Origin of the sequence: Roseiflexus sp. RS-1, from assembly GCF_000016665.1 — a bacterium.
Taxonomy (GTDB): domain Bacteria; phylum Chloroflexota; class Chloroflexia; order Chloroflexales; family Roseiflexaceae; genus Roseiflexus.
Map to the genome: position 1 here is coordinate 3,369,667 of NC_009523.1, position 13,621 is coordinate 3,383,287.

General features: G+C 57.8%; 8 protein-coding genes. 1 reads left to right on the forward strand and 7 read right to left on the reverse strand.

Translation table 11 applies throughout. The annotated features are described in order from the left end of the window. Positions 1 to 66: 66 nt before the first annotated feature. The 3 genes from ROSERS_RS13970 to ROSERS_RS13980 all read right to left on the reverse strand — a co-directional run bounded on the left by ROSERS_RS13970 (position 67) and on the right by ROSERS_RS13980 (position 6,712). Positions 67 to 2,085: a hypothetical protein gene (locus ROSERS_RS13970; RefSeq protein WP_011957430.1), complete on the reverse strand. Its 2,019-nt coding sequence runs from the start codon at positions 2,083 to 2,085 to the stop codon at positions 67 to 69. A 71-nt stretch (positions 2,086 to 2,156) separates the two neighbouring features. Continuing rightward, positions 2,157 to 5,282, reverse strand: a complete 3,126-nt coding sequence (locus ROSERS_RS13975; RefSeq protein ID WP_083763301.1) for a glycoside hydrolase family 2 TIM barrel-domain containing protein — start codon at positions 5,280 to 5,282, stop codon at positions 2,157 to 2,159. Further along, positions 5,282 to 6,712 carry a glutamine synthetase family protein gene (locus ROSERS_RS13980; RefSeq protein ID WP_011957432.1) on the reverse strand — a complete coding sequence of 477 codons (1,431 nt, stop codon included), beginning with the start codon at positions 6,710 to 6,712 and terminating at the stop codon, positions 5,282 to 5,284. Before ROSERS_RS13980 ends, ROSERS_RS13975 begins: the two co-directional genes overlap by 1 nt. A 260-nt stretch (positions 6,713 to 6,972) precedes the next feature. Here ROSERS_RS13980 and ROSERS_RS13985 point away from each other — a divergent pair, with 260 nt between their 5' ends. Continuing rightward, positions 6,973 to 8,652, forward strand: coding sequence for an STAS domain-containing protein (locus ROSERS_RS13985; protein WP_011957433.1), 1,680 nt, complete (start codon positions 6,973 to 6,975; stop codon positions 8,650 to 8,652). Positions 8,653 to 8,967: 315 nt separating this feature from the next. On the opposite strand, the gene ROSERS_RS13990 is transcribed toward ROSERS_RS13985, so the two are convergent. Genes ROSERS_RS13990 through ROSERS_RS14005 form a run of 4 tightly spaced genes read right to left on the reverse strand, consistent with a single transcriptional unit; the run spans position 8,968 to position 13,614 of the window. After that, positions 8,968 to 10,794, reverse strand: coding sequence for an ABC transporter ATP-binding protein (locus tag ROSERS_RS13990; RefSeq protein WP_011957434.1), 1,827 nt, complete (start codon positions 10,792 to 10,794; stop codon positions 8,968 to 8,970). Further along, a complete protein-coding gene (locus tag ROSERS_RS13995; RefSeq protein ID WP_011957435.1) occupies positions 10,791 to 11,264 on the reverse strand; it encodes a nitroreductase/quinone reductase family protein in 474 nt (157 codons plus the stop codon). Before ROSERS_RS13995 ends, ROSERS_RS13990 begins: the two co-directional genes overlap by 4 nt. Positions 11,265 to 11,314: 50 nt before the next feature. After that, a complete protein-coding gene (locus ROSERS_RS14000) occupies positions 11,315 to 13,135 on the reverse strand; it encodes an ABC transporter ATP-binding protein (protein ID WP_011957436.1) in 1,821 nt (606 codons plus the stop codon). Continuing rightward, positions 13,132 to 13,614, reverse strand: coding sequence for a MarR family winged helix-turn-helix transcriptional regulator (locus tag ROSERS_RS14005; RefSeq protein WP_232282610.1), 483 nt, complete (start codon positions 13,612 to 13,614; stop codon positions 13,132 to 13,134). The genes ROSERS_RS14000 and ROSERS_RS14005 overlap by 4 nt, the downstream gene beginning before the upstream one ends. Positions 13,615 to 13,621: the final 7 nt, after the last annotated feature.

The window sequence follows — 13,621 nt, forward strand, 5'->3', positions numbered from 1 at the left end:
ATCCACGCTTCCCGGTTCGCGTCCGACAGGAATGAAGACCGAGAGGGTTTGTTCATATGCCCGGTCTTATAACAGGTCATGCCGCTTAATCAAGAGGTAGAACCACCAGCGCTCGACCGTCACAGCACACAAGAACAGTATCACCATTATGGTGATAGATCCGCCATATCGCCACCGTTTCCAAAGCATATCCAGCGCCAGGGCAGCACTAATACACATCAGCGGCATGACGAATAAGATATGCTTGAGCACCATGTCAGCCACATATGCACTGACAAAGGTGTAAAGAACGAAAATACCCAACCATGCGCTCCACAGTCCTGCGTACCGACGACCGTGACGATCAAGATAGAGCAATCCGATACCGGCAATTATCAAGATTAACAAGAGGTCAGTGGTATGATTGCGCAGAAAAATGGTATTGGCAAGAAAATTGCTTAAAGGGCTTTCACGTGGTTCTACGTCGGTTCTCAACTCAGAACCAGCCATAGAAACGATATTATTGAAAATAGACGGGATGGTTGAATTTACGAAAGATGAAGTAAATTGCACGTGATAGATAGCAAAAACAAATGTTTCTGCCAATACCATTCCAATAAACAAGACAGTTATCAATCTACGATTTTTATCAAAACATTGTAGTATACCGAATACTATTAGAATGAAAAGCATAGTAAATGTCATAAAACCGATAATAGTGTAAGAAAGAATAGATAACACCAGAAGCACAAACCAAACGCCAAATCTCCACCTATCGCGCAGTTCTGGCATTTTATGATAATTCAGCACCAAAAATGTCAAAACTAACAAGGAAGCCCACAACCCAAACTGTGTCGGATAATTTCCCCATGACATTAAGAAGTAAGGCATAGGTAACAGATGATACAATCCCGATCCGATCAACGCTGCCCGTTCGCGTTGAAGTGTCTTCAGGACGATCAGGAAGATCATCAATCCTTTACTGGTATCGAGCAGAGCATTTAATCCATTCATGACATCGCCGATCGCAATGCCCGACAACCAATGGATTAGCGCAATGATCAGATACCAGAGCGGCGAGTAGGGTAGATACCCTGCTTCGAGACCAACAGTGTCGCCCAGGAACGAGGTAAAACCCGGACGATACAGTTCGATAAATCGTCCGTCGAGCACCATATGCACCCGCTGCGTATGAGGTTGCTCGTCGATAAAGATAGCGTGCGGATAAAGCGCGCCACCAACTTTGAACAGCAGGGCAGCACCGAACATGCACCATAACCATGTCCAGCCGACGCGGCTGACAGTGAGGCTATGACGTTGTAGAACCGTCCGTATCAGACGCTCACATGGCCACAGAATAAGATGGAGGAGCCCAACCGTGGCAAGCCAGTGAGGCAGCGCAACTGTGACGAACAACCGTGCGTGAAATAGTCCGACAAGACCCAGTAGCAGTATACCGCCCGTCAGTAAGGCTGATACTTCGCCCCGCAAACCCACACGGCGCCAGAACCACCAGACGAGGGTGATCACCATCAGCATCTGCACGGTTGTTGTCAGTGGCGGCCATCTTCCCTCGTCCTGCACCTCAATTACATCCACTGCGACGCCCAGAAGCCGGGGGTCATCATCAGAAGGCCGATACAGATCGCTTGTAAACGTTATGTTGAGATCGCCCCATGTCGGCGGAAGAAGCAGGTCATAATTCGCAGGCATCTTGTACGTTGGAAACGTCACTGTCGCGTCACCCGAGCCAATGGTGAGCACCGGTGCATGGTGCGGTTCAGGGCGCCAGCCGCTCATCCGCAAGCGCACGAGGTAAGGTCCTGAAGCGACCCCCGGTAGAACTATTGTTGACTGTGCGCGCGTATAGACGAAATCAAATTGCGTATTTCTTTCATTTTCATAGAAATGATGGAGATACGGTCGAGCGTATGAGTCACCGATGTTCAGCACAACAACTGGGCTGAACTGGTACACGATCGCTAAACCGATAACCGCAACAAAGTAAAGTGCTATAAGTGGTGAGATAACCGGCATAACATGCCAGCGGCGCTGAACGCTCAAGAACAATCGTCCTGCACTTTGGGCATGCGATAGTATTCCCATACGACCCACTTCCGATTACCCCATCCCCTGCCAGCGATCCTCAGCAAGAGTGTGCCAGGCGTTGCAGAAATCTATCCAACATCCGACGACACTGCCCGCATCCGATACCCAAACCGATACACTGAGTCCATCAAACGGTGCTGTTCGAGCGTGTCAGGTCCGCAACTCAGGGTTCCCAAACCGCGATGCGCTGCATCGAGATTGAGAAAGACCTCAGCACGCGGCGTCAGGTCGATAGTGTGCAGGGCGCGAAACAGGTCATCGTCGCTGTGGTGTAGCGCCGAAAACTCGAAGGTCGGCTGTCCGCCGATGAACAACCCACGCCTGTCCTGATCGGTCAGCAGCAGGAAGCGAACATCAGTTTTGTGCCCATGCTCTTGCGGCATAATGTACGGCACGTACTGGTCGGTCACGGTCGAACGCCAGCGCCCCATTAAGGCGCTTGCCTTGCGATCGCTGTAGTTGTCCCACGGACCGCGTCCATACCATTCGAGATGTTCCAAACCAGGCGTCAGTAGCATGCATACCCCGACGCGCGGGAGATCGCTGATGGCATTGCCGATGATGACGGTGTTCTCTACCGATAGTTCGCCGTCGGCGTGCAGGGTGTAGCGATGGATATGGATAAAATCGCCCCAACGGTCGCGACCGGTGGCGGCGTGCTCGATTTCAACCGACGCCGCCCCGTTGTCAACGGCAACCACTCGTATGTGGTTCAGGCGATGGTGCAACCGGTGCAGACCCAACGCCTTCCAGCGCGCCAGCGGCTTCTCCGGTTCGTCCCGCAGTTTCAAGCCGTCATTATCGGTTGCCGCCCGCCAGACGTTGAGCAACGGACCACGAACGATCAGGTTTTGCTCATCGCGCCCAAACGATGCCAGAGTCCCGCTCCTGACGTCGAACACGGCGTGCGTGGCGCCAGCGCGCAGCGTGATACGATCCGGACGCTGCTCCACCACCACAGATTCGCCCGCAATAACCGGTTCAGGCATCGCGGCGACCGTTGGAAGCGGGAGTTGCTGCCAGGCAACCTCGTGCCCTGGAGGCGCCCAGAGAGTCGCTTCACGCTGGTAGAAGCGCACCGTCAGGAAACGTTCGCCCGCTCCATGCGCTGCGTCGAGATCCAGTTTCACCACCTGCGCTTCGCCCGGTGCGGCATGAAGTTCGGGCAACCTGCCAGATGCCACCGGCACGCCGTCAGCAATCACTTCCCACACCCCGTCCAACCAATCGATGCTGGCAAAATCGTGGCGATTGACGATCCGCAGCATCGTTCCAGACGGATCGACCAGTTCGACGCGCACCGGCTGGATCAGATACTTGTACTCGTACAACGCCGGATGGGGTGTGCGGTCGGGCCAGACCAGACCATCGCACACAAAGTTGGCATCGTTGGGGACATCGCCAAAATCGCCGCCGTATGCCCAGTAGACGCGCCCCTGCGCATCGGTCGCACGGATGCCGTGATCGACCCATTCCCAGATGAAACCGCCTTGTAGCGCTGGATAGCGCTCGAACGCTTCCCAGTAATCTGCCAGACTGCCGTTACTGTTTCCCATCGCATGGGAATACTCACAGAGGATCAACGGGCGTGGATCGTCGGTTTCCTGCTCAGCCCACGCAACAATCTCCTCGATGGAGGCATACATCGGGCAGATCACATCGGTCACAGTGCGTCCACCATGCCACGACTCGCCCATCCAGCGTGAGATGGCGCCCTCGTAGTGCAGCGGTCGTGACGGATCGAGACGACGCGCAAGACCGGCGGCAGCATCGTGATTCGGACCGTATCCGCTCTCATTCCCCAGCGACCAGAGGATGATCGAGGGATGATTTTTGTCGCGCTCGATCATGTTCCGCACCCGTTCGACAAACGCCCGCGTGTAGCGCGCATCGCGGCAAAGGTCGAAGTAGAATGCGTGCGCCTCGATATTCGCCTCATCGATCACATACAAACCATAACGGTCGCATAGATCGAGCCAGTATGGGTCATTCGGGTAGTGCGACGCACGCACAGCGTTGATGTTGAACTGCTTCATGCGTTGAATGTCGAGTTCCATCAATTCCCGACTGACTGCTTTGCCGGTCGTATCGGAATGATCGTGACGGTTGACCCCTTTGATGGTGATCGCCCGACCATTCACCAGCAGTTGACGGTGACGAATGGCTATCGAGCGGAAACCAACCCGGCACGCACTTCTCTCTGGTCCAGCCGGTCCATACACGGTCACGACAAATGTGTACAGGTATGGCGTTTCCGCCGACCACAGATGTGGCGACGGTACATGTCCCTCCAGAAGCAGTTCCGGGCGCACAAAGCGACGCACCCCGAAGCGTGGATGGGTCTGCGTATAGGTGGCGCCGAGCGGCTCAGCAAACATCTGCGTCCCGTGCGCATCATAGAGTTGCGCTTCGACGCGGGTATGCTCCCCGGCTTCACCGATAGCATCAAGGGTGCAGCGCACCCGAAGTATGCCCTCCTGCAGATCATCGCTCACATCCGCGCGTACTGACAGATCCGCCAGATAGACGGTATCGGTGGCATAGAGAAACACATCACGGTGAATGCCCGATTGCCACCAGTGATCCTGATCTTCGATGAAACTGGCGTCGGACCAGCGCAGCACAACGGCAATCAGTTCATTCGGCGCATCGAAGCGCACCACGCCGGTCACATCGTACTCTGCGGGGGTGCGTGAGTCCTTATGAAAACCGACGGGTTGATCGTTGAGATACACATAACACGCGCCCTCGCACCCGGCAATGTGCAGCACGATCCGCCGTCCGCGCCAGTCGGGAGCAAGCGTAAACCGACGGCGATAGACGCCGGTCGGATTATCGTCGGGAACCGATGGCGGCATCTGGGGAAAGGGCATCTGCACGTTGGTATAGTGCGGCGTTCCGAACCCCTGCATTGTCCAGTTGCCGGGAACCTGGATCGGCTTCCAATCGCCGCCTGCCAGCGCTGCACCCGTCACATGGTCGGGGCGCGGCAAGAGCAGGAACTCCCAGACGCCGTTCAGACTCTGGCGCCACGGCGACGCCAGTGGATCGGCATCAATCGGACCGTGGGCTGGAAAAGGAATGGTCAGAGCATGCGGCGGCAGCGTATTGAGCGCCGTTAATTCGGGCATTTCCCAACTCTTCCTGCCGGCAATGAAGAGCATGGGAAGCGAGTCATTGATGGTAGATTGCATCAGAAGAAGTTCCACAAATGCTGATTGGTCACTTCGTGGTGAAACTGAATCTCAGCGCGCTTGATGATCGTCCCAAGCAGGCGCGGGCACCGATCGGCGGATGCCTGTTTGGCGGCTGCAAAGCGTTCTGCCACATCCCCCCCTATAATTTCCTTGATCCACGCGCTGGCACGGAAATGATCGAGTGCATCGTAGATGTTATCGGGCAGGATGCCGAGCGGTTGATAGGGATCGGTTGTCGGGACTTCTGCGCCTTCGAGGCCGGTTCTCAAGAGCGAGTAGATGGCAAGGTACGGATTGGCATCCGGTGCAATCGAGCGCACCTCGATCCGCGCCGAGCGTGCATTCCCGATCGGAATGCGGATCATGGCGCCGCGATCAACCGGCGACGCCTTAATCTCGTTCGGCGCTTCGTAGTGCGGATCGAGGCGCCGGTACGCATTGACGCTCGAATTGAGGATCAGACAGAGATCCCTGGCGTGATGCAGAATACGGTTGATGAAACTCCAGCCGAAGGACGAGATGCCGTCACGTCCGGCGGAGTCGTAGAACAGGTTCGTATCGCCGCGCGCAATCGACAGGTTGGTATGCATCCCGCTGCCGTTGACGCCGGTGACCGGTTTGGGAAGGAAACTTGCCGTCATTCCCATCTTATGCGCCACCTGGCGACAGACCAGTTTGTAGAGCAGTACCTGATCGGCGGCAATCGGCGCTTCGGTGTACGAGTAGTTCATCTCGAACTGTGACGGGGCGACTTCCGGGTGGTCTTTTTCATTGGCAAAGCCCATCGCGCGCTGCGCCTCGGCAGCGGCATCGATGAACAGACGCAGCGCATCACCCGGCAGCGAGTGGTAGTACCCGCTGGTTGTAATGAACTCGAAGCGGTCGGTTTCGCGGAAGCGTTGCTCGGCACGTTGCCCCTGGAACAGAAAGCCTTCGATTTCCGTCGCCACGTGACACACCAGACCATCGCGGCGATACAGATCATCCACATACCGCTTCAGCCGTGAACGGATATCTGCGCTGTACGGCGTTCCATCCGGCTCCAGTACATCACCGAACACCAGTACCTTGCCCGGACCGAACACGTCCGCCGGCAACCAGTAAAATGCCGCCCAATCGATTGCCAGGCGCAGATCGGATTCCGCCTGGCGCGAAAAACCGCGGATCGATGAACCGTCGAACGTCAAATTATCGGCGGATTTGAGCAGGAACTTTTTGTCGTAATCCAGCATATGCAACCGACCTTCGAGATCGGCGAAGCAGACGGTCACCGCCTTGATGCGCTTTTCATCGGCGAGGTACCGGCAGCGCTCCTCACGCAGGATGTCCACCGGCGTGCGGGCGAGGCGTAACGCCTTCATCTGAAGGTTCAGTTCCTCGAGTTCATCGTAGGGAATTTCCAGAAAATCACGAAGCGGACTTGTCATGAGAGCATCCTTTTGTGCAGTTCTACAAATCCGACGGACGTGCCGCCAGAGAAAACCAACCGCCCGCCTATTGTACACGATCCCGCACTGAAGGTTTCACGACAATCACGGTGCAGGAAGACGCTGGCAACCTGCGAACGCGCCCCGTATTGTAAGCAAATTGATCGCATTTTGTTAACCATTCTACAACGTTCGGGTTCAACCGATACAGTATGATGATGCCAGAAGAGCATCACTATGAACGAGCAGAATGAACGCATATGGCCTCGTCTGCCCGCACAATCACACCTCTTGTTCTCGGACGCGACCTGTCGCTTCGTTCGCGTCTCATCCTGGGATACGGCATTGTCGTCTCCCTGACGCTGATCTTCGGTCTCTTCATGTTCGTTCACCTGAGCGCCATCCGCAACCGCCTGGAGCAACTGAGCTCCGATGTCACCATCGACACGCGCTACAGCATTGAGGCATTCACTGCTATCGCCGATGCGCAACGCCAGGTGGATCGGTATCTGCTGCAACCGGACGAGAGCAGATACCGGGATGCAGTACGCCAGTTCGATACGTTGCAACGCACAATTGAGCGCCTGCAACGAGACGCGCACAACCCGGCAATGCGCGAGCATCTGAAACGAATACAGGCGCAGGCAGCAACCTACCGCCAGATATTCGACGAGACCAGCACCAGCATCACTGCTCAGCAGCGCATGCGTGACGATCTGTACACCATGTTCTTGCAGCAATACCAGACGATTGAGCAGGCGATCAGCAATGCCAGACCGGTGACGTCAGGCGATTATCTGGCGCTGATGGATCTGAGCCGGGCGAGTACGCGCCTGCAACTGGCGTATGTCTGGGTCGGGCAGATGGAGAGCGACAATACGATAGGCGCCGCCGATAACGCGATTGCCGAACTGCGTCAGGCGCGCACCTTCCTGCGTCGCTATCTCGTTTTGAACAGTCAGACACGAGTCGTCCAACCGGACGATCTCGAACGGTTGCAGAGCGTTTCTGAAAGTTTTGATCGCTCGCTCAAAAGTATTGCCAGCCTGTCGAGCGCCTACATTCGCACCGAAACGCTGATCAACAGTCGCCTGAGACCTCAGGCGGGTCAACTGTCACGTGAAGCGTCTGCGCTCTCGGACACGGCGCTGTTGCAGTTAACGGTTGCCACGAAGGAGATCGATCAGGAGACCGCTCGTACTCAAACGATTGGCGGCGGCGTGCTCGCCATCCTCCTGGTCGCTGGCATTGCGCTCGGCGTATTGCTGGCGTCGCTGATCACCCGTCCGCTGAGTGAACTGGTCGCTGCTACCGCCCGTCTGGCGCGCGGCGAGGGAGAAGCTCGCGTTCGACCGCGGGGAGGGCGCGAACTGGTGCTGCTGGCGCATGCATTCAACGATATGGCTGCTGAACTTGAGCGCGAGCGCGCCGAGGTGCGTTATCAGAACACACTGCTGGCAGAGCGCGCAACTGAACTCGAACGCGCGCTGGCGCAACTGCACGAGGAAACCGCAGCGCGCGAACAACTCAGCGCAACAGTACGACAGTTGAGCGTGCCAATCATTCCAATCATGGAAGGGGTGCTGGTTGCGCCGCTGGTTGGGGAGATCGATGCGGAGCGCGCCAGCCTGTTGCAGCGCCGTCTCCTCGAACGGATCGTCGCGGAACGCGCACAGGCGGCGATCCTCGACATCACCGGCGTGCCTGTGGTGGATGCTCAGGTCAGCATCTGGCTGATCCAGGCGACAACCGCAGCGCGATTGCTGGGAGCGCGTTGCATTCTGGTCGGCATCAATCCCGAAGTGTCGCAGGCGCTCGTTGCCAGTGGCGTTGACCTGGGCGATCTGGTGACCAGAGCCACACTACGCGAGGGATTGGAATATGCGGTAAAGATGCTGCGTCGCTCGTCGTTCGCGATGGTCAATGGTGATCGGCGTTAAGCGCATCCGACGGCGTCTGGTCTTTTCCCCGCCGCATGCCGTTTCCTTTTCCAACGACGACGTCACTGCAAACACGCACCGCCGAGACGCCGAGGGCACAGAGAACCTCAAACATGATAATGTGTGTGCGGTGAAGCGTGCGTTTGAGCGACTCGATATAGCATTTTCCTCTGCGAACGCTGCGCCTCAGTGGTGCCCTACCCTTTTTGCAGCGGTCTCAACGACGACGTCACTGCAAACATGCACCGCTGAGACGCCGGGTGCGCAGAGTCCCATTCCATCTATCTCCCTGCGCCTGCTGCGCCGCTGCACCGTTCACGCTGCCCAGAGCAGCGGTTCATCGCGGAACTGGCGGCGATGCAATTCGGCGTACAATCCGCCGCGCGCGAGCAGTTCTTTGTGTGTGCCGCGCTCGACGATTCGCCCCTGATCGAGCACCAGCACCAGATCGGCATCGTGCACGGTCGAGAGACGGTGGGCAATGACGAAACTGGTGCGCCCACGCAGCAAACGACGCAGCGCCTGCTGGATCAACTGTTCGGTGCGCGTATCGACGCTGCTGGTCGCCTCATCGAGAATAAGGATGCGTGGGTCTGCCAGGATTGCGCGTGCAATCCCGATCAACTGACGTTGCCCCTGACTGAGGTTGCTCCCCCGTTCACTCAGGTGCGTCTGGTACCCATCCGGCAGTCGCATGATGAAATCATGCGCATTTGCAGTCCTTGCAGCCGCTTCAACCTCTTCATCGGTCGCGTCGAGGCGTCCATAACGGATGTTATCGGCGATTGTACCGGAGAAGAGAAAACTATCCTGGAGCACAACTCCCATCTGGGAGCGCAGACTGGCGCGCGTCACCCTGCGCACATCAACGCCGTCGATCAATACCGCCCCGGCGCTGACATCGTAGAAACGTCCGATCAGGTTAACCAGCGTCGTTTTGCCAGCGCCGGTCGGACCAACCAGCGCAATCGTCTGCCCTGGCTCGGCAACCAGGCAGATATCCTTGAGCACGTAGCGCTCTTCATCCACCGGTTGATCTCCGGGGCGAGCGCCATAACTGAACCACACGTGATCGAACTCGACCCGTCCCTCGATCCGTGGCAGTTCCTGCGCATCGGGAGCGTCAACCAGATTGGGGGGCGTGTCAAGCAGCGCAAAAATACGCTCCGCTGCCGCCAGCGCCGACTGAGCAGTCGTATAAAACGCCGAAAGCGCCTGCACCGGGCGGAAGAACTGCTGCACATAGGTCAGGAATGCCACAACCACACCGATGGTCACCACGTCTTGCAGAACCAGCCAGCCGCCAAACCCTGCCACGATAGCGACAGCAACGGTCGAGAGTATATCCACAGCTGGCATAAACGCTGACGTAATCGCGGTCGCATTCACGTTTGCATCACGGTTCGCCGCGTTGCGCTCCGCGAAGCGCTGCTGGTTGAGCGCAGTGCGCGTAAACGCCTGCGCAACCTTGACGCCTGCAATTTCTTCCTGAATATCCGCCGACACATCGCCAATCGTCGCACGGGTGCGTCGGAACGCCCGGCGCGACAACTGCGAGAACAGACCGGTCATCCAGATCATCACCGGGATAACGACGAAGCTTGCCAGCGCCAGTCGCCAGTCGAGGGCGATCATTGCCACCAGGATGCCGATCAATCCGAACAGGCTGCCGAGCACCTGTACCAGACCCTGACCCATCAACTGGGTGATCACTTCGGTGTCGTTCACCACACGCGACATCAACTCACCAGCCGGGCGGCGGTCGAAGAAGCGCAATGACATCCGCTGCAATGCAGCGAAGATTTCGCTGCGCAGCTGCGCCAGCACCTGTTGCCCCACCTCACCCATCAGCATGAACTGATACCGTCCGGCAGCCAGACCGGCGACATACACCACCAGGAGCAATAGCATCAGGCGATTCAATTCGTTCCCATCACGCTGTGCGATTGCGCCATCAATCGCCACGCCGATCAGCAACGGACCCAGCGCCTGAGACGTTGCTGCAATCACAACCAGCACAAGGATCGCCAGTAATCGCCGCCAGTAGGGGCGCAGATAGCCAAGGAGCCGACGCGCGACCGCGCCCCGCTGTTCCGCCCGCTCTTGCGGCAACTCGGCGACCCGCTGCAACATATGCATCATATGCGTTGCTCCCTGATCGTTTTCAACGTTCTGACCGGACTCAACCTGAGAATCGGAAGGCGTCGCGTTGTGCGCCGCCGATATTCCTCATAGGCGGGATAGATAGCAACCAATCGCCGCCACAATCGCTCATATTCCTCCGGATCATCGATCTCAATAGCGACAGCAGAGGTCACAAGCCCGTGATCCTCAACCACGACGCGCGGATCGGCGCGCACATTGAGATACCAGTGCGGCGGCGTATCGCTGCCGCCCCACGAGCCAACCACAACGTAGTCGCCGCCGTCACGCACGAACAGCAGAGGGGTAATGCGTTTTTTTCCGCTGCGCCGCCCGGTCGTGACGAGAAGAATGCAGTGGCGCCCCAGAAACGGATGCGGCAATGCGCCGCGCGTCAACCGATAGAGCGCCACGTGCGTCGCTGTCGCCACTTTGACCAGTTGAACAAAGAGTGGGTGATGTTTTGCCATAGAAATCACGATCAAAGACGTAATAACGTTCAACGTTGAACGTTCACCTTTCAACGTTCAACGTTCAACATTTCCTCCTCCACGGTCTCGACCTCTTCTCGCACACCGCCAAACTGCGAGTCGATGATCTCGCCGTAGAGGGCGCTGGTCGCCAGCAACTCCTCGTGCGCACCCTGCGCGACGATGCGACCGTTATCGAGCACCAGGATCAGATCGGCACGGCGCACTGTACTGATGCGTTGTGCAATCACAAACGAGGTGCGCCCCTCCATCAGTCGTTCGAGCGCCAGTTGAATCTGATACTCAGTTTCCGCATCGACGGACGAGGTGCTATCATCGAGGATCAGAATGCGCGGATCACGCAGAAGGGCGCGCGCGATGGCGATCCGCTGCTTCTGACCGCCCGACAATCCAACGCCGCGCTCGCCGATGATCGTGTTGTATCCGTTGGGCAGGGCAGTAATGAACTCGTGCGCCTGCGCCGCGCGTGCAGCTGCTTCGACTTCGGCATCGGTCGCATCGGGGCGACCGTAGGCAATATTGTCGCGCACGCTGCCGCTGAACAGCGTGGTATCCTGCAACACGATTCCGATCTGCGCCCGCAGACTTTCGAGCGTTACGTCACGCACATCGATCCCGTCGATAGTGACGCGACCGTGGGTGACATCGTAGAAACGCGGGATGAGATTGATAATTGTACTCTTCCCGGCGCCGGTCTTCCCCAGGATTGCCACCGTCTGTCCTGGCTCGGCAACAAATGAGACATCTTTGAGGATGTACTTCTCCTCGCGTATCGGGCGCCGCGCATCGGACGCCGGATGGTCGTTCGCCCTGACGCCATAGCCAAACCAGACATGATCGAACACAACGCGCCCCTTGACCGGCGGAAGCGGACGAGCGCCGGGACGGTCATGCACTTCGCTTTCGACATCGAGCACTTCGAAGATGCGCTCGGCGCTCACCGCTGCACGAGCCAGCTGCGCCATGATCATGCCCAGCATCATCAGCGGCATGATCAGCAACGCCAGGTAGGTGTTGAACGCTACAAGTTCGCCGATGGTCAATGCTCCGCCGATCACCTGATACCCGCCAAACCAGATCACCGCCAGCGTACCAAGGTTGCCGATAAAGAAGATCAGGGGGAATGCCAGCGACATGGCGCGGATCGATTGCAGGTTGGCGTCGAGCAGACGCTGATTCAGGCGACCATAGCGCTGCCACTCATACGGTTCACGGGCGAATGCCTGCACCACCCGCACACCGGCAAGATTCTCCTGCAACGCCGTGTTGAGCGCGCCCAACCGCTGCTGGATCTGATCGAACAGCGGTCGCACCACATTCATGAAGAAGCCGATGACTCCCGCCATCAATGGCACGGTCAGCAGCACGAGCAGCGCCAGTTGCCAGTTCATCAGCAGCATCGCCGTGATGCACCCGATAATCAGCGCAGCGGCGTTCAATAACTGCAACAGACCCATGCCGATGAAGGTGCGAACCTGTTCGACATCACTGGTGATCCGGGTCATTAACTGCCCGGTCTGCGCCCGATCGTGATAGGAAAAACTCAGCCCCTGAATTTTGGCGAAGAGCGCGTTGCGCAGATCGTAGGCAACCGCCTGTGACGCTTTTTCAGACCAGAAACCGGACGTGAAACTGAACACGCCGCGAATAATCGCGATCCCCACCAGTGCAACCGACAGCCATGCCAGCGCACCCGGATTGCGTCCTGCGATGCCCTGATCGATCAGCAGTCGCAGGGCTTGTGGCGTGACAAGGTTGGCGCCAGCCGCCAGGACAAGGCTTACAAATGCGCCAAAAGCGAGCCAGAGATACGGCTTCAAGAACGTCAGCGAGCGGCGAAGCGGACTCATGAAACTTCTCCTGAGACAGAACCAACCGATAGCGGACAGGAAGTATTGAGCAGCGTGTGCAGGGCGCTCAGTCCGTCATACAGGCGCGCACGATCATGGGCGTCGAGTTGCGCGATCAGGGCAGCGGCGACATCTCTGGCGGCGTGGACCATTGCCGCATGCGCTGCATGACCGGCAGGCGTCAGGTGCAGGACGACTTTACGGCGGTCATCCGGCGCAGTGGTGCGCGCCACCCATTCGCGTTGCACCAGCACATCAACTGTGCGCGACATCGACGATGGCGTGACCTGATGCGCTGCGGCAAGTTCGCTCAAACTCCACGGGCGCGCTGCAAGCATCGCCAGCATGCGCAGTTGCACCAGCGTCGGCATGTCATCATCGTCGCTGTAGCGCTGGCGCATGGCGCTGGCAATGGTGCGCATCAAGCCTGGAACAGTATCGAGCAGCAGCGCTGCGCATTCGTAAGCGGAGGCAGACATGGAAAAC

Bases quoted from the DNA above. Each gene is read 5' to 3' on its own strand.
- ROSERS_RS13995 (WP_011957435.1), bottom strand. From the start codon at position 11,264: ATGGCAAAACATCACCCACTCTTTGTTCAACTGGTCAAAGTGGCGACA.
- ROSERS_RS13980 (WP_011957432.1), bottom strand. From the start codon at position 6,712: ATGACAAGTCCGCTTCGTGATTTTCTGGAAATTCCCTACGATGAACTC.
- ROSERS_RS13985 (WP_011957433.1), top strand. From the start codon at position 6,973: ATGGCCTCGTCTGCCCGCACAATCACACCTCTTGTTCTCGGACGCGAC.
- ROSERS_RS13990 (WP_011957434.1), bottom strand. From the start codon at position 10,794: ATGATGCATATGTTGCAGCGGGTCGCCGAGTTGCCGCAAGAGCGGGCG.
- ROSERS_RS13975 (WP_083763301.1), bottom strand. From the start codon at position 5,282: ATGCAATCTACCATCAATGACTCGCTTCCCATGCTCTTCATTGCCGGC.
- ROSERS_RS14005 (WP_232282610.1), bottom strand. From the start codon at position 13,614: ATGTCTGCCTCCGCTTACGAATGCGCAGCGCTGCTGCTCGATACTGTT.
- ROSERS_RS14000 (WP_011957436.1), bottom strand. From the start codon at position 13,135: ATGAGTCCGCTTCGCCGCTCGCTGACGTTCTTGAAGCCGTATCTCTGG.
- ROSERS_RS13970 (WP_011957430.1), bottom strand. From the start codon at position 2,085: ATGGGAATACTATCGCATGCCCAAAGTGCAGGACGATTGTTCTTGAGC.